Origin of the sequence: Teichococcus aestuarii (assembly GCF_003116135.1) — a bacterium.
Taxonomy (GTDB): domain Bacteria; phylum Pseudomonadota; class Alphaproteobacteria; order Acetobacterales; family Acetobacteraceae; genus Pseudoroseomonas; species Pseudoroseomonas aestuarii.
Genome location: NZ_PDOA01000002.1, coordinates 1 through 14895 on the forward strand (window position 1 = coordinate 1; position 14895 = coordinate 14895).

14 protein-coding genes and 1 pseudogene are annotated in these 14895 nt (G+C 69.6%); 4 read left to right on the forward strand and 11 right to left on the reverse strand.

The window, feature by feature from the left end:
- Window positions 1–122: 122 nt before the first annotated feature.
- The 7 genes and pseudogenes from CR165_RS02965 to CR165_RS02990 all read right to left on the reverse strand — a co-directional run bounded on the left by CR165_RS02965 (window position 123) and on the right by CR165_RS02990 (window position 6175).
- Window positions 123–368: a hypothetical protein gene (locus CR165_RS02965; protein ID WP_109515489.1), complete on the reverse strand. Its 246-nt coding sequence runs from the start codon at window positions 366–368 to the stop codon at window positions 123–125.
- Window positions 369–401: 33 nt separating this feature from the next.
- Window positions 402–572: a hypothetical protein gene (locus CR165_RS24820; protein WP_181377981.1), complete on the reverse strand. Its 171-nt coding sequence runs from the start codon at window positions 570–572 to the stop codon at window positions 402–404.
- Between the two features lie 318 nt (window positions 573–890).
- Complete coding sequence (locus tag CR165_RS02970) at window positions 891–1460, reverse strand: recombinase family protein (RefSeq protein ID WP_109515490.1); 570 nt, start codon at window positions 1458–1460, stop codon at window positions 891–893.
- Window positions 1461–2352: 892 nt separating this feature from the next.
- Window positions 2353–2754, reverse strand: coding sequence for a hypothetical protein (locus CR165_RS02975; RefSeq protein WP_109515491.1), 402 nt, complete (start codon window positions 2752–2754; stop codon window positions 2353–2355).
- A 63-nt stretch (window positions 2755–2817) separates the two neighbouring features.
- Window positions 2818–3957: pseudogene (locus tag CR165_RS02980) on the reverse strand (IS3 family transposase).
- Between the two features lie 441 nt (window positions 3958–4398).
- Window positions 4399–5748: a pyridoxamine 5'-phosphate oxidase family protein gene (locus CR165_RS02985; RefSeq protein ID WP_109515492.1), complete on the reverse strand. Its 1350-nt coding sequence runs from the start codon at window positions 5746–5748 to the stop codon at window positions 4399–4401.
- A gap of 10 nt (window positions 5749–5758) precedes the next feature.
- The gene (locus CR165_RS02990) at window positions 5759–6175 is read right to left on the reverse strand and encodes a hypothetical protein (RefSeq protein ID WP_219929668.1); all 417 of its coding nucleotides are present in this window, start codon (window positions 6173–6175) and stop codon (window positions 5759–5761) included.
- 191 nt (window positions 6176–6366) lie between these two features.
- Here CR165_RS02990 and CR165_RS02995 point away from each other — a divergent pair, with 191 nt between their 5' ends.
- Entirely contained in the window at window positions 6367–7914 is a 1548-nt protein-coding gene (locus CR165_RS02995) for a flavin-containing monooxygenase (protein ID WP_109515493.1), read from the forward strand.
- A 290-nt stretch (window positions 7915–8204) separates the two neighbouring features.
- On the opposite strand, the gene CR165_RS03000 is transcribed toward CR165_RS02995, so the two are convergent.
- From CR165_RS03000 to CR165_RS03005, 3 genes are all read right to left on the reverse strand, one after another.
- Window positions 8205–8834 carry an NUDIX hydrolase gene (locus CR165_RS03000; protein WP_146201815.1) on the reverse strand — a complete coding sequence of 210 codons (630 nt, stop codon included), beginning with the start codon at window positions 8832–8834 and terminating at the stop codon, window positions 8205–8207.
- A 33-nt stretch (window positions 8835–8867) separates the two neighbouring features.
- Window positions 8868–9035: a hypothetical protein gene (locus CR165_RS24825; protein ID WP_181377982.1), complete on the reverse strand. Its 168-nt coding sequence runs from the start codon at window positions 9033–9035 to the stop codon at window positions 8868–8870.
- Between the two features lie 89 nt (window positions 9036–9124).
- Window positions 9125–10063, reverse strand: a complete 939-nt coding sequence (locus CR165_RS03005; RefSeq protein WP_109515495.1) for a LysR family transcriptional regulator — start codon at window positions 10061–10063, stop codon at window positions 9125–9127.
- A 61-nt stretch (window positions 10064–10124) separates the two neighbouring features.
- On the opposite strand from CR165_RS03005, the gene CR165_RS03010 reads away from it, so the two are divergent.
- The 3 genes from CR165_RS03010 to CR165_RS03020 are packed head-to-tail and all read left to right on the forward strand — an operon-like array spanning window position 10125 to window position 13837.
- Window positions 10125–11780 (forward strand): thiamine pyrophosphate-binding protein, encoded by a 1656-nt coding sequence (locus CR165_RS03010; RefSeq protein ID WP_109515922.1) that lies wholly within the window; start codon window positions 10125–10127, stop codon window positions 11778–11780.
- An 11-nt stretch (window positions 11781–11791) separates the two neighbouring features.
- Entirely contained in the window at window positions 11792–12757 is a 966-nt protein-coding gene (locus CR165_RS03015; RefSeq protein ID WP_109515496.1) for a D-2-hydroxyacid dehydrogenase family protein, read from the forward strand.
- A gap of 54 nt (window positions 12758–12811) precedes the next feature.
- Window positions 12812–13837 (forward strand): Bug family tripartite tricarboxylate transporter substrate binding protein, encoded by a 1026-nt coding sequence (locus tag CR165_RS03020; protein ID WP_109515497.1) that lies wholly within the window; start codon window positions 12812–12814, stop codon window positions 13835–13837.
- Window positions 13838–13858: 21 nt separating this feature from the next.
- On the opposite strand, the gene CR165_RS03025 is transcribed toward CR165_RS03020, so the two are convergent.
- Window positions 13859–14881 (reverse strand): LLM class flavin-dependent oxidoreductase, encoded by a 1023-nt coding sequence (locus CR165_RS03025; protein ID WP_109515498.1) that lies wholly within the window; start codon window positions 14879–14881, stop codon window positions 13859–13861.
- Window positions 14882–14895 lie beyond the last annotated feature (14 nt).

Sequence of the window (14895 nt, forward strand, 5' to 3'; positions counted from 1 at the left end):
AAGGGCTCGAAGAAGGCCCATTCCTCGTCCGTCAGCAAACCTCGCAGCACCGGCGCCTCCCTTCAGGAGGCAGCCTTGAATCACCTCAGGTTCAGGGTGTGAAGCACCTTTGTCCACGTCGCCTAGGTGAAGAAGTCCTGCCGCATCGCGCCAGCGAAGGCGATGGCCGCGCCGAAGGCCAGGAACGGGGCAGCCAGCACCGCTTCCTTGCTGGCGCCGCCAGGGAGCGCCGTACGGCCCGTGTGGTGGTGGTAGATGGCTTCCTGCGCCTCATCCATGGGGAGGGCGAACAAAGCCGCCAGGAAGGCCCTCCAGGCGCCCCAGCTCTCCCCGCGAAAATGCGTCCCAAACAGGTTGGGATCGTCCATCGCCTCGATGGATGGTCATGGCCTGGGCCGGCATCAGGCGGCGGCCCCACGGTTGCCAGTGGCTCCCTGTGTCGCCCGCTCCGCGGCGTACTCGGCCAGCGTCTTCGGCGGACCCAGCGCTTTACCCTCCAGCCGGAGCTGCCGCAGCGTGCGCGTCAGCGTGTTGCTCCAGGCGAGATAAGTGCGGCTGTCGTACTCAGTCATCGCCCGGCCGCCGGCGGTTTTGGCATCGATCTACGCCATGTGGAGCGAGAGCCAGACGCAACGGCCGATGAGCGCCACCTGTGTGGCAGAGGGCTTTCCACCGACATGCGCGAACAGCTCTGCGCGAAGATCCCGCATCAGCCGCGCCTCACGGGTGCGGCCGTCCATCTTCTGCAGGCTGCGGGCACGCGAATGAGGTCCGATACGAGGCATATAGGCACCGTATCGGTGCCCTATCTGCCCCTCAATTGGAATTTTCTGTTCTAAATCAGATATTTATTCCGTGGTTTTCCGAGGTTTTCCAGCGTTGGATAAGGCTCAGGAGGAGCGGCTACCCCGCAGGATCCGGAATGCACTGGCTGTGCCGATGTTCAGCCGGCGGGCTATCTCCGCAACTGCCACACCCTGCGCATGGAGAGCCAGGACCTCAGAAGCCTTGGCACGGGCAGTTGGAGCGCGGCCCTTGTACTTCCCGGCCGCCTTTGCTGCGGAAATTCCCTCCCGCTGCCGCTCCAGCATCAGGTCCCTCTCAAAGGCCGCAATGGCTGCGAGCATGGTCAGCAGGAGCTTCCCCGTGGCGCCGCGGGTGTCCACTGGTTGACCACCCATAGAGAGGACCAGCAGGGCCACGCCGCGCTTCTCAAGGTCGGTCACGATGGAGAGGAGATCGGCGGTGGAGCGGGCCAGGCGGTCAGGCTTGGTGACCACCAGCACGTCCCCAGACCGAACGAAGCGCAATGCCTCGGCGAGCCGGGCGCGATCGGCGGCCACGGAGGAGACCCGCTCCGCGTAGATCTTCTCGCAGCCGGCGGCGCGGAGATCGCGCTCCTGGGCATCGAGGCCAGCTTCCTGCTCTGCCGTGGAGGTTCGGGCATATCCGATGAGCATCAGACGATCCGTGTCACTAGGATGGGTGGCGGATTATGATCGGACCAAAAATCAAAATTCAACTTCAGTGATCCGGTTTTAGGGCCAAAACTGCGCTGCCGCCGCCCTCTCACTAGGCCTCGCCCTAGTGAGAGGAAGGGCACGATGTAACGAGTATGAGAACAGCCTGCCGGCATGGTCTCTCGGTGCAGTACCGGACAGAGATTAGCCGGCGATGATGCGAGGTCTACCGAGCCAGATCACTCTGAGCAGAGTTCAGAAACGACTTGATGCTGGAGCGGGACTGTTGAAAGGCGAGCGCCGCAAGCTTGTGTTCATGGCCAGAAGGCAAAACCGGCTTTTGGGCTCTAAAGGCCCGCCTCTCGTTGCTTATTGATTTCTTCACTCAAGTCGTCCTGCTGCAGGCCCAAGGGCCTCGGAGAGAATTCAGGCTTACACAGCCTCGCAGACGAATAGGGGCCCACTCGATGAGCGCCTTAGGAGGGAGCAATGCTTATCATCGGTATGGTTAAGATCGCAGCCACGACTGGCAGCACATTGCTGGTCCTCTGGATGCTGTCGCTGTTGAGCGTCTGAAGGAGATCGTTGCGGCAAGCTGGCAGAATGAAGCCGACATGTCGGAGTGTCGACACGTCGACGTGGTAGGCCCTCTCCAGCGGAAGCACCGGCAGGGGAGGGCATTTTCTTCTTCGAGCAGGCCTTTTGAACCCTTCCAAGCCCCCTCCTCCTACCCCTCAACGGTGGTTTGCGACACATGCGACAGGTCAGGGGTATGATCGCCCATGCGTGCGCGTGCGTGGCAGGAGAATGGGAACAAGCGTCGAATGTGTCGCATGTGTCGCAACGCCGGTTCACTCGTCCCGCTCCTGCCAGTGGCGTTGGACTTCGACCTTCACTCGCAGACCTTGGAAGCCTCGGCCGCGGATGCCGTCGCTATCTTTGACTGGAGTGAACTCTCGCGCTGGAGAGTCTGGCTGAATCGTTTGGCGCTGCCGACTTCCTCGCCGCGTGCCAGGGCGTATGCCCGCCAACTGCCGAATAGGCCCGCAGTAGTGTCGACGTAGTGGGGCGGGCAATTGCTCACCTCGTAGGATTCGTCCAGCCACTGCCGTACAGCATCCTGGTCGCTGAAATACTCCGCTGTCGCCTCCAGCACGACCTTCGGCTGCTCCAGGCCGTGCTTCTGCCATGCAAGGCAGCCCTCGATTATCCCCCGCAGGATGCCCGGCCATTCGGCGCGCAGCTTGGTATCGAGTTCCCGATCGGGGTTGGCGGGCTTGTGGGTGAAGGGCACCCTGAAGTGGTCCCCATCCGCCGGACAGTTTGACGGCCTGGATAAGCTCGGTCCTGGTTCTTGTCAGGCCGCCAATCTCGTCATCTCATCTACGCCATACACCTCATCGGGGGTTTGCCCTGCCAGGGCGCTGTGTGGGCGTCCGGCGTTGTAGAGCCGATCCACTTCGACAGCCCGGCCCGCAGTTCCGAGCCGGTCTCGAAGGCATGCAGGTAGACGCACTCGTACTTCAGGCTGCGCCACAGCCGTTCGATGAAGATATTGTCCATCCAGCGGCCGCGGCCGTCCATCGAGATGCGCACCCCGGCCTGCTGCAGCAGGCCGGCGGAGCGCGGCGAGGTGAACTGGCTGCCCTGGTCGGTCTTGAAGATCTCCGGCCGCCCGAACCGCGCCATGGCCTCCTCCAACACCTCGAGGCAGAACTCCACTTCCATGGTGTTCGACACCCGCCAAGCCAGTACCTTGCGCGTCGCCCAGTCCATCACTACGACCAGGCAGAGAAAGCCGCGCCGCATCGGCAGGTAGGTGATGTCGGCGCACCAGACCTGATTGGGCATCTCGATGATTAGATCCCGCAGCAGGTAGGGGAAAACCCGGTGCTCGGGGTTCGGCACCGTCGTCCGCGGCCGCTGGTAGATCAGCGCCAGGCCGATCTTCGCCATCAGACGCCGGATGCGCTTGCGGCCGACCGCATAACCCTCGCGCCGCAGGTGCCGTGCCATCTGCCGCGAGCCATACCAGGGCGTCTCCAGGAACTGCGCGTCGATCAGCCGCATCAGTTCCAGGTTCAGTGCCGTCTCGCCCGTGGGCCGGTGGTAGAACCCAGACCGACTGATCGAGACCAGTTCGCATTGCCGCACCACCGACAGCTTCGGGTGCTCCGGCTCGATCATCTGGCGCCGCCGCTCCAGGCTCATCGACCGGACGCTTTGGCCAAAAATCCCGTTCCACCAGCAGCTGCCCGATCTTCGCGTGCAGCTTCTCGATATCCGCCTCAGCCGCCTTCGCGCTCTCCTGCGCCGCTGCCTTGCCGGAGAACACCGCCGTTAGCCCCTCCATGGCCTGCCGCTTCCAGTCGCCCACCATCGTCTGGTGAATGCCGTGCTTGGCCGCCAGCTGCGCCGTCGTCAGCTCACCCCGCAGCGCCTCCAGCGCCACCTTCGCCTTGAAATCCGCCGAATATCGCGTCCGCTTGCCCGTCATACGGGTCCGTCCATCTCACAGGCAGACCCAGCTTAGCCTCCTGTCCAAAATCCGGGGACCACCTCAACGCCGGACGCCCACACAGCACCCTGGCAGGGCAAACCCCCGATGAGGTGTATGGTGGCGTAGATGAGATGACGAGATTGGCGGCCTGACAAGAACCAGGACCGAGCTTATCCAGGCCGTCAAACTGTCCGGCGGATGGGGACCACTTCAAGGCATACGAGGCTACAATGGATGCGCTGGGTCGTGAACGTCCTGCTTGAGTTGCCCGGCGTGGTCGCCGCGAAGGCGGCGATCACTGGTTAATCTCATGCCGAGTCTCCAAGGCTCCAGCCCAGAGACCATGCGCATCCGGTCGCACCTCCTCCACCGTTATCGGACCCGGCTGGATGGCACCGGCACGGAGGACGTCTGGTGCGGCGGCCCCGAGCCGGCCGTTCACTGAGCGCCCGATTTCCTGTCCGATATGACAATCGGGTAGCCGGCGACATGCAACCGGATGCGTCCACGCGACAGGCGCAGCAGGCGAATTGGGGCGTTTTTGTCTTCCAGGCGGCGGCGCAACAGCAGGAGCCTTGTCTCGAGGTTGTCCTTGAGCCCCGGCAGGCGTAGCGCTCTGTCGGTGCGGATCTCGCGGTTCGAGAAATCGACCTGTCCGGCGCTGAGGAATGCCTCCAGCATGTGAATGAGGATCCGGCCAGGCACGCCCTTGATCAGGTAGTCGTGCTCGATGAAGACGCTGTCGTCATGGGCGTGGTGGACCACCCTGATATGTGGGCTGGCGACCTCCGATGGCCGTCGCGGTATGGGTGCATCCGGCGCAGCTTCGGCCGCATCCGCCTCGCTGAGCGCGATGGCCGCGGCAAGCTGGCGTGCGATGAGGGCCAGGGCGGCCTCATCCTCTGCCGAGAAGGCCAGCCGCTTCGGGCTTTCAAGGAAGAGAACGCCACGGATGCGCCCTTGCGTGGCCATGGGCAGCGCGATCTGGCTCATTGCGCCAGGCAAGCTCGGGAGGGCGACGGACCGCGTGCGGTTCTCCTGCTCCGACGAGGCCTCCACCGCGGCGCCGAAGCGCCGGAGGCGGCTTGCGTCGCTGACCCGGATGGCGCGGCCTTCCTTCCCTGAAAGGCCGATCAGACCCTCGCCGGGCAACACGTCGGCGCCAATGCCGGTGCGGCCGTAGCCACGGCTGCCGAGCGTGACAAAGCAGTCGCGGGCCGGGTCATGCAGCAGGATCATCGTGGCGCCATGCCGGAACGCGGCTTCCAGGGCATCGAGCGCGGCATCGACAATCTCGCCGAGTTCCGTCCTGTCTGCGAACGCATCCACGACTGCTGCCATCCGCGGCAATGCACTGCCGCGCCATGCCTCCGGCGGAGCGGCCGCCAGGGGCGAGCGTACCGCCCGCAGCCCGAGCACCCGATGGATCGCAACGCCCCGCAACCGCATCACGTCGGTCATTCCGACCTGCGCGCTTGTCGCCCGGAGGTCGGCTGCCATCCGCTCAAACACCGGGCCGCTGCCGACCGTCTCGCAATACTGCAGGTCCAGCCGGTACTGCGCGCCGTCATGCGGGTTCACAACCAGCAGCGCCGCGCGTGGATTCTCACGGATATTGCGAGCCGTCTTGGAGAAGAACTGGTCCGATAGCCCGACATGTTCGTCATCCAGCCGGGTGACATGCGAGAGATAGCTGATGTTGGGGGTGCCGTCGGCGCCGACCGTGCAGAGGATGGAGGGGATCACGCCCTCGAAACATGCGGCGAGCTCGGTCAGCGACAGGGTCATGGATCCGCCGTCATCGCTTCTGGCCGGCCGTGGCACCCGGCGTCTGGACGAACACCGCCTCGGGCACGAAGCGCAGCGCGAGAAGGTCGCGCGCCACGCGCCACGGCGCCGAGATTTCCGGCGCCAGGCCGAAGCCTGCAAGCACCTCGCCGATCTCGGCCAGATAGCGGGTTGCCCGCGCCTGCTGCTCCAGCGTCGGGGGGGCGATGGCGGTCACCGTGCCCTTCAACTGATAGGTCTCGTAATCCGCCGGGCGGCTGAAGGTCGCGGTGATGCGGCGGTTCGCGCGAAGGTTGGCGATGGTCTCAGGCCACTGCCAGGCCGAGACCATGAGGTGGAGCGCCGCGCGATCCGCTTCCAGCACCGCGCCGGCCGCCCGGGCGATCTCCGGCAGGTATCCGTCGGCCTGGGTGCCGACGATGATCATGACAGGCTCCTCCAGGAAGCTGGCCAAACCCTCGTCCAAGACCATGCCCAAGCCGGATGCCATGGCGAGGGAGAATAGCCGCGTAGGAAAGTTTTAGGAAACAGGTCTGACGCTTAGGAAGGTCTTAGGAAGCCGGCCCTTATCGGCAGCCCTACCAATGCGGCGCACCAGGACCACAGGGGAGCGCCGCCATGACCACCGAAGATCCTCTTCAGATGCCGCCGCAACAGGTGGCCATCATCGGAGCCGGCCCCGCCGGCCTCGCCACCGCGGCCTGGCTGCGGCGGCACGGCTTCACGCCGGTACTGTTCGAGGCGGCGGACCAGCTCGGCGGGCAATGGAACGCGGCTTCGCCGCTGAGCGGCGTCTGGCCGGGCATGCGGACCAATACCAGCCGCATCCTCACCGCTTTCAGCGACCTCGACCACGCGCCAGGAACCGCGGTCTACCCGAGCCAGGCAGAGATTCTGGACTACCTGCGTCGCTATGCCGACCAGGCCGGGATCGCCGGGCAGATCCGGGTCTCGACGGCCGTTGAACGTCTCGAACACGCGCCGGGGGACCGCGGCTGGGTTGTCCGGTCGCGGCATGCCGGGACGCCGCGGGCGGAGAAGTTCGCCCGTGTCGTCGTCGCCAGCGGGCGCTTCACGGCGCCCTTCCTGCCGGCGGTGGAAGGCCTCGGCGAGTTTGCCGGATCGGGCGGCGCCGTGCACAGCCAGGCCTATGGCGGACCGGCCGCCTATCGGGACAAGGCCGTGCTCGTCGCCGGGTGCTCCATCAGCGCCCTGGAGATCGCCTCGGAACTCGCGCTCGGCGGTGCGCGGCGGGTGGTGGTGGCCAGCCGCCGGCAGCGCTACGTCCTGCAGAAGCTTCTGGCGGGCGTGCCGGCCGACCACGTGGCGTTCACGCGCTTCGCCGCCCTCGCCGGTCGCGCCTTGCCGGCCGAGGCGCTGGCCGCCGGGTTGCGGCAGCTGGTGGTGTCCAGTTCAGGCAGCCCGGAGCAGTTCGGCGCGCCGAAGCCGGATGCGACCATCTTTGCTGCCGGCCTCACCCAGTCGCAGCATTTCCTGCCTCTCGTCGCCGAAGGGCGCATCCACACGCGCCCCTGGATCGGCCGCATCAGCGGCACCGAAGTCAGCTTCACCGACGGCACGACCGAGACGGTGGACACCATCCTGTTCGCGACCGGCTACCGGCTGTCACTGCCCTTCCTGAGCGAGGCGATCGCCGCAGCCCTGGATGTGGACGACCAGCACATAGACCTGCACGACCATACCTTTCATCCGGATCTGCCGGGGCTCGCCTTCATCGGCATGTTCGACCAGGTGGGGCCGTACTTCCCCGTACTGGAGCTGCAGGCGCGATGGCTGGCCTATGCCTGGGCGGGGCTGGTGCCGACGCCCACGGAGGGTGACCTGCGTGGGGGCTTGGCGCAGTGCCGTGCCGGGCGCAGCGGCCCGCAATCCATCCCCATGCATGTCCTGGCGACCCTGTTTGCGCAGCGTGCCGGCGTGGAGCCTGAACCGGACAAGCACCCGCTGCTTCGGCGTGCGCTACTGTTCGGGCCGCTCTCGCCGGCCTCCTTCCGTCTGCAGGGGCCAGACCTTCGCGCCGATGCGGCATCCCGGACGCTCGACGCGGCCGCGGCCTTTGGCCGGCTGACTTCAGCGGAGATGACCGCCGAGGAAGCGGGCCAGTGGGACGCTATCCAATGCGCGACGTGTACCGTGGCGGCTTGAGGTACCAGGGGCCCAAGCCATGGCGAGCCGACCTCGTTCGCCATGGCCGAGAGGGGCTCGCCCTTGGCGGGAGATGACGCAGCCGGAGAGACGCGTCTCACGGCACCCAGCGAAGGTTGGGCTCGGGTTTCCACCGCTGCTCCAAATCCTCTCGGAGAATGCAGGTGTTCAGCAAGGGTCCGCTTCGGCGGGTCTTTGCTGCGTCCGGCACAGTGTAAGCAGGCGACGCCCCACCGTGGCCCAGCCATGGGACAGGCCGGGAAGCCGCGATGCGGTCTGCCTCTCCCTCATCAGGCGAGGGGCGCGTCATCGCGGATCACGCCCTCCGGCATCGCCTGGCTGGTGCCGCGGCGGCCGGCGCGCTGGGTGAACAGCCGGGCGCCCTCGCCCAGTTGCCCGTGCTCCAGCGCCTCCAGCACCTCGCGGTACACAAAGTGGCTGGGATAGAGCGCGGCGGGCAGCTCCGTGAACCAGCACAGGTCGCCCGCCTCGGGTGTGCCGCCCGGCTCCACGATGCGCTTTCCGGGGCTGCCGCGCAGCATCGCGGGATAGCAGAGCGAGATGGAATGGCCGCGATCGTCGAAGATCTGCAGCAGCGCGACCGGCCGCTCGGCGGCCTCCACCGCGCAGCCGAACTCATCCCGGGCACAGGCCTCGATGCGGTGGGCCATGTCCTCCCGGTGGCGGATGATGCTGCCGGGAACGTGCCAGCCGGTGCCGAAGGCATCGTCACGCCAGGCGAGCAGCACGCGTCCCTCCCCGTCGCGCACCAGCAGATCCACATTGGCGGTGGCCGAGACCTCGGTGATGAAGCGGAACAGCGGTTTGGGCAGGCTCGCGCCGCGCCCGCTCAGCCGGGCCAGCAGGCTCTCGAGCGTCCGCAGCTCCTCGTCCGAAAGCTCCTGTTCACCGGCCTGCATCTCCATGGCTCCTTTCGCGCACCGGCAACGGCATCAGCTGCCCGCCTTGCGTCCATCCGTCCCGGCCGGGGCGGAGGGGGGAGGAGCGGCGCGGCCTTCACCCTCATGGTTGTCCAGGGGCTTGTACTCCTCCGTCGCGATGTTCCTGCCGAACTGCCCGTGATTGCCAGGAAGCTCCTTGGGGCTGGATGGATCGGCCATGCTTCGGTTTCTCTCTGGCTGGAGGGCACACAGCACATCAACACGGCCGGGGCCTTCCGGTTCGCCGGCGCGGGCTGCGGCCGCTCCGCTCAGCCTCCGGGACGAAGGGAGGCCGGCGAGGGCGGCGTCATGACGCCGCCCGCCTGCAGCCGGACGACCATGGCATGCAGGTGGGCGAGAACGGCACGCAGGGCCGGCGTCACCGCGCGGGTGGGGCTGAGCGCCACCATCAGCCGCGCGCGCAGGGGCGGCGTGCCGATGCCCCGCAGCACGTAGCGCCGGTCCGCCGCCTCCCGCGTCAGCGCGGCGCGCGGCAGCACGCTCCAGCCGATGCCGCGCTCGACCAGCGTGCGGATGGCGGTCAGGCTGTCCACCTCCAGCAGCAGCCGCGGGTCGGGGTGCGCGCCGGCCCGTTGCAGCGCGCGCCGCAGCCCGTGCTGCCGGTCCGGCAGGATCAGATCGAGCCGCGACAGGGCGGAGAGCGGCACCGCCTCCTGGCCCGGCAGGTCGGCGGCCCGGCGCCGGCGGGCGAAGAGCAGCAAATCCTCCTCCGCCAGCACCTCCGCCGTGATGGCCCGGCTGCGCTGGCTGTCATAGAGGATGGCGATGTCGAGCCTCCCCTCCGTCAGCCACTGGTTGATGAAGCCGCTGAAGCCGTCGACGAGGCGGATGTTCAGCTGGGGGTAGCGCCGCCGCAGCTCGCCGAAGATCGACTCCGCCAGATGCACGGACATGAAGGTGGGCACGCCGAGCACCACCTGGCCGCGCGGCACCGGGTCGTCCAGCGCCGAGGGCAGGTTCGCCAGCGCCGTGAGCAGCGGCCGGGCGGCATCGGCCAGGCGCTGCCCGTCCTCGGTCAGCCGGGCGCCGCGGCCGTGACGGTAGAGCAGCGGCCGGCCGACCTCCTGCTCCAGCAGCGCGATCTGCCGCGACAGGCTGGGCTGCGCCAGGCCGAGCGCCGCCGCCGCCCGGCCGAAGCCGCCATGCTCGGCGATCGCCAGAAGGGAGCGGAGCCGCGTCTGGTCCATAGCCTGGGACCATAGCTGCTACTGCAAGCCGGCGCATGTGCTGGCGCGCTATCCATCCGGCATGGGAAACGCCAAGACCGCCGCCGAGATCCTCCTCGACACCCTGGCCGCGCGCGGGGCCGACCGCGCCTTCTGCGTGCCGGGGGAATCCTACATCGCGCTGCTCGATGCGCTGCACGCGCACCCCTCCATCGACCTCGTGACCTGCCGCCACGAGGGCGGGGCGGGCTTCATGGCGGTGGCCGATGCCAGGCTCACCGGCCGGCCCGGCATCGTGCTGGTCTCGCGCGGGCCCGGCGCCTGCAACGCCGCCATCGCGCTGCACACCGCCGAGCAGGACGCGGTGCCGCTGATCCTGCTGATCGGCCAGGTGGAGAAGCGCGACCTGCGCCGCCGCGCCTTCCAGGAGATCGACTACGGGGCGATGTTCGGCGGCATCGCCAAATGGGTCGGCGAGGCCACGCACCCGGACGAGGTGCCGGAGCTGATCGCCCGCGCCTGGAGCATGGCCACGCAGGGCGTGCCGGGGCCGGTGGTGCTCTCCCTGCCGGAGGATGTGCTGGCCGCGCCCTGCGCCGCGCCCGCCCTGCCGCCCACCCGCCTCGGCGCCGCCGGCCTGCCGGCGGACACCGCCGCCGAGCTGGCCGGCCTGCTGCGCCGCGCCGAGCGGCCCATCCTGCTGGCCGGGCACGGGCTGGACGGGCCAGGCGGGCGGGCGGCGCTGCGGGCCTTCGCCGAGGCCTGGCAGCTGCCCGTGGCGGTCTCCTTCCGCCGCCAGGACCTCTTCCCCAACGACCATCCGCTCTATGCCGGCGATCTCGGGCTGCGCAACCCGCACGCGCAGCGGCAGGCCTTCGCCGAGGCGGACCTGGTGCTCGCCCTCGGCACGAGGCTGACCGACATCACCACCCAGGGCTACAGCTGGCCGGCGCCCGGGCAGCGCCTCGTGCATGTCTGTGCCGATCCGCGCTTCCTGGGCTGGCTGTTCCCGGCCGAGCTGGCCATCGCCGCCGAGGCGCGAGCGGTGCTGGCGGCGCTGTCCGCCGAGCCCGCCGCCGCCCCGCCCGGCCGTGACGGCTGGAACCGCCGCCTGCGGCAGCTCCAGGAGGCGGACAGCCGCGCCACCGCCGGAGACTTCCCGGATGGCCTGCCCTTCCTGCGCGTGGCGCAGCTGGTGGGCGAATGCGCGCCGGCGGATGCCATCGTCACCCTCGATGCCGGCACCTTCGCCGCGCCCTTCTACCGCAAGCTCGCCTGGCGGCCGCCGCAGCGCCTGCTGGCGCCGATCTCGGGCGCCATGGGCTTCGGCGTGCCGGCGGCGGTGGCCGCGGCGCTGCGCCACCCCGAGCGCACGGTGATCTGCGCGGTGGGCGATGGCGGGGCGCTGATGACCGGCGGCGAGCTGGCCGTCGGCATGGCGCGCCGCCTGCCGATCAAGCTGCTGCTCTCCGACAATGGCAGCTACGCCTCCATCCGCATCCACCAGGAGCGGCAGCATCCGGGCCGCGTCTCGGGCACCGACCTCGCCAACCCCGATCTCGGCGCCTGGTGCGCCGCCTTCGGCGCCCCGCTGCTGCGGGTGGAGACGGAGGCGGACCTGCCGGCGCTCGCACAGGCCTTGCGCGCGCCGGGGCCGCTGGCCGCGGTGGTGCGCACCTCGCTGCGGGCGGTGCTGCCGCCGGCGCGGCCGGTGCCCGCGCCGGCGGCAGCGGGCTGAGGCGGCGGGCCATGCGCATCGCCATCCTCGACGACTATCCGCGCGCCTTCGCCGGGCTGCGCTGCGCGGCGAAGCTGCGCGGCCATGAGCTGGCCGTCTTCCACGACGCGCCGCGCGACATGGCGGCGCTGGCCGCGCGCCTCGCGGGGGCCGAGGCGGTGCTGCTCACCCAGCAGCGCACCGCCCTGCCCCGCGCCCTCCTCGAGCGCCTGCCGGCGCTGCGGCTGATCAGCCAGACGGGGCGCAATGTCGACCATATCGACCTCGCCGCCTGCCGGGCGCTCGGCATCACGGTCTGCGCCGGCGGCGGCGGCGGGGTGGAGGCGACGGCGGAACTGACCTGGGCGCTGATCCTGGCGGCGCTGCGGCACATCCCGGAGGAAGCGCAGCGCCTGCGCGACGGGCAGTGGCAGGGCAGCCTCGGCACCGGCCTCTCGGGGCGGGTGCTGGGCCTCTACGGGCTGGGGCGGATCGGCGGCCGGGTGGCGCGGGTCGGCGAGGCCTTCGGCATGCGCATCCTGTGCTGGGGCCGGGAGGGCACGCGGGAGCGCGCCCGCGCCGCCGGCCATGCCTTCGCGGAAAGCCGCGAGGCCTTCTTCGCGGAGAGCGACGTGCTCTCGCTGCACATCCGCCTGACGCCGGAGACGCAGGGCGTGGTGACGGCGGCCGACCTGGCGCGGATGAAGCCCCGCGCGCTGCTGGTGAACACCAGCCGGGCGCAGATCATCGCGGCCGGCGCGCTGGAGGCGGCGCTGCGCCAGGGCAGGCCCGGCCGCGCCGCGGTCGATGTCTATGAGGAGGAGCCGGTGCTGGGCGGGCGGCACCCGCTGCTGGCCCTGCCCAACGCGCTCTGCACGCCGCATCTCGGCTATGTCGAGGAAGCCACCTACGAGGCGCTCTACGACACGGCGGTGGAGCAGATCCTCGCCTTCGCCGCCGGCCGGCCGATCAACCTGCTGGAGCCGGCGCCGGACTGAACGGCACCGCGCCACCATCAGCAGGCCCAACCAAGAAAAACGGGGAGACGCATCATGGGCACCACACGCCGCCTGTTCCTGCTGGCCACGGCCGGCCTCGCCGCCAGCGGGGCCCAGGCACAACAGGCTGGAACCCAACAGACTGGAACCCAGCCCACTGGAACCCAGAAGGCCGGGGCCGGCTGGCCGGACCGGCCGATCACGCTGATCGTGCCCAACCCGCCCGGCGGGGGCACCGACTTCGCCGCGCGGCTGTTCCAGGAGGCGCTGGGCCAGACGCTCGGGCAGCCGGTGGTGATCGAGAACCGCTCGGGCGGCAACGGCAATGTCGGCATCCTGGCCGCCGCCCGCGCCAGGCCGGACGGCTACACGCTGCTGCTGCAGTATTCCGGCTACCACGGCGCCAACACGGCGCTGATGCCGGATATCGGCTGGGAGCCGAACCGCGACCTCGCCGCCGTGGGCATGGCCACCCTCGCGCCGCACGTCATCTTCGCCGGGCCGGGCATCCCGGTCCGCAGCCTGGCCGAGCTGGTGGGGCACATCCGGGAGAATCCCGGCCGCGTCACCTACGCCTCCGCCGGCACCGGCTCGATCCAGAACATCGCCGGGCTGCAACTGGCGCAGCGGGTGGGCGCGCCGATGCTGCACGTGCCCTATCGCGGCGCGGCGCCGGCCTTGCAGGATGTGGTGGGCGGGCGCGTGGACATCTTCATCACCACGCCCTCCTCGGCCATGTCGCTGCTCCAGGGCGGGCAGCTCAAGGCCCTGGCCGTGGCCAGCGAGGCCCGCCTGCCGGCCCTGCCCGATGTGCCGACGACGGCGGAGGCCGGGCTGCCGGGCTACACGGTGGATGCCTGGTTCGCGGTCTTCGCGCCCGCCGGCACGCCGCCGGCGGTGATCGAGAAGGTCAACGCCGCCCTGCGCGCGGCGACGCGGGACCCGAAGGTGCGGGAGGTGGCCGCCGCCTCCGGCGTGGTGCTCAAGCCGCTGACCGTGGCCGAGATGGAGACCCTGGCGCGGCAGGATGTGGAGACGCTGGCGCGCGTCGTGCGCGAGGCGGGGCTGCGGCTGGAGTAGCATCCGCCGGGCGCACGGGTCTCAGCGCCAGCCCAGCGCCGGGGCGACGTGCTTCAGCACGCCCTCGATGACATGGGCGCAGTACGCGACGCCGAGCTGGTTGGGGATGGTCAGCAGCAGGGTGTCCGCCTCGGCGATGGCCTCGTCGGCGCGGAGCTGCGCGGCCAGTTCCTCCGGCTCGGCGGCGTAGCCGCGACCGAAGATGGCGCGGGTCTTCTCGTCGAGGAAGCCGACCTGGTCCCGCTCCTTGCCGCCGCTGCCGAAATAGGCGCGGTCGCGGTCGTCGAGCAGCGGGAAGATGCTGCGGCTGACCGAGATGCGGGGCGCCCGGGCATGGCCGGCCTCCCGCCAGGCGGCGCGGTAGGCGCGGATCTGGGCGGCCTGCTGGATGTGGAAGGGCTCGCCGCTCTCGTCGTCCTTCAGCGTGGAGCTTTGCAGGTTCATGCCCTGCCGCGCCGCCCAGGCCGCCGTGGCGTTGGAGCCGGAGCCCCACCAGATGCGCTCGCGCAGCCCTTCCGAATGCGGCTCGAGGCGCAGCAGGCCCGGCGGGTTGGGGAACATCGGGCGCGGGTTCGGCCGGGCGATCCCCTGGCCGCCCAGCACCTCCAGGAAGGCCAGGGCGTGGCGGCGGCCCATATCGGCGTCGGTCTCGCCCTCGGCCGGGGCATGGCCGAAATGGCGCCAGCCATCGATCACCTGCTCGGGCGAGCCACGGCTGAGGCCGAGCTGGAGGCGGCCGCCGCTGATGAGGTCGGCGGCCCCGGCATCCTCGGCCATGGAGAGCGGGTTCTCGTAGCGCATGTCGATGACGGCGGTGCCGAGCTCGATGCGGCGGGTCTTCGCCGCCATCGCGGCGAGCAGGGGGAAGGGCGAGGCGAGCTGCCGGGCGAAGTGGTGGACGCGGACATAGGCGCCATCCGCGCCCAGTTCCTCCGCCGCCACGGCGAGGTCGATGGATTGCAGCAGGGCGTCGGCGGCGGAGCGGGTGCCGGAACCGGGGGCGGGCGTCCAGTGGCCGAAGGACAGGAAGCCGATCTTCTTCATGGTGGGCGTGATCC

Excerpts from the sequence above, each read along its gene's own strand:
- CR165_RS03000 (WP_146201815.1), bottom strand. The coding sequence starts at position 8,834 with ATGCAGGCCGGTGAACAGGAGCTTTCGGACGAGGAGCTGCGGACGCTC.
- CR165_RS03010 (WP_109515922.1), top strand. The coding sequence starts at position 10,125 with ATGGGAAACGCCAAGACCGCCGCCGAGATCCTCCTCGACACCCTGGCC.
- CR165_RS03020 (WP_109515497.1), top strand. The coding sequence starts at position 12,812 with ATGGGCACCACACGCCGCCTGTTCCTGCTGGCCACGGCCGGCCTCGCC.
- CR165_RS24820 (WP_181377981.1), bottom strand. The coding sequence starts at position 572 with ATGACTGAGTACGACAGCCGCACTTATCTCGCCTGGAGCAACACGCTG.
- CR165_RS02985 (WP_109515492.1), bottom strand. The coding sequence starts at position 5,748 with ATGACCCTGTCGCTGACCGAGCTCGCCGCATGTTTCGAGGGCGTGATC.
- CR165_RS02965 (WP_109515489.1), bottom strand. The coding sequence starts at position 368 with ATGGACGATCCCAACCTGTTTGGGACGCATTTTCGCGGGGAGAGCTGG.
- CR165_RS02995 (WP_109515493.1), top strand. The coding sequence starts at position 6,367 with ATGACCACCGAAGATCCTCTTCAGATGCCGCCGCAACAGGTGGCCATC.
- CR165_RS02970 (WP_109515490.1), bottom strand. The coding sequence starts at position 1,460 with ATGCTCATCGGATATGCCCGAACCTCCACGGCAGAGCAGGAAGCTGGC.
- CR165_RS24825 (WP_181377982.1), bottom strand. The coding sequence starts at position 9,035 with ATGGCCGATCCATCCAGCCCCAAGGAGCTTCCTGGCAATCACGGGCAG.
- CR165_RS03015 (WP_109515496.1), top strand. The coding sequence starts at position 11,792 with ATGCGCATCGCCATCCTCGACGACTATCCGCGCGCCTTCGCCGGGCTG.
- CR165_RS02990 (WP_219929668.1), bottom strand. The coding sequence starts at position 6,175 with ATGATCATCGTCGGCACCCAGGCCGACGGATACCTGCCGGAGATCGCC.
- CR165_RS03005 (WP_109515495.1), bottom strand. The coding sequence starts at position 10,063 with ATGGACCAGACGCGGCTCCGCTCCCTTCTGGCGATCGCCGAGCATGGC.
- CR165_RS03025 (WP_109515498.1), bottom strand. The coding sequence starts at position 14,881 with ATGAAGAAGATCGGCTTCCTGTCCTTCGGCCACTGGACGCCCGCCCCC.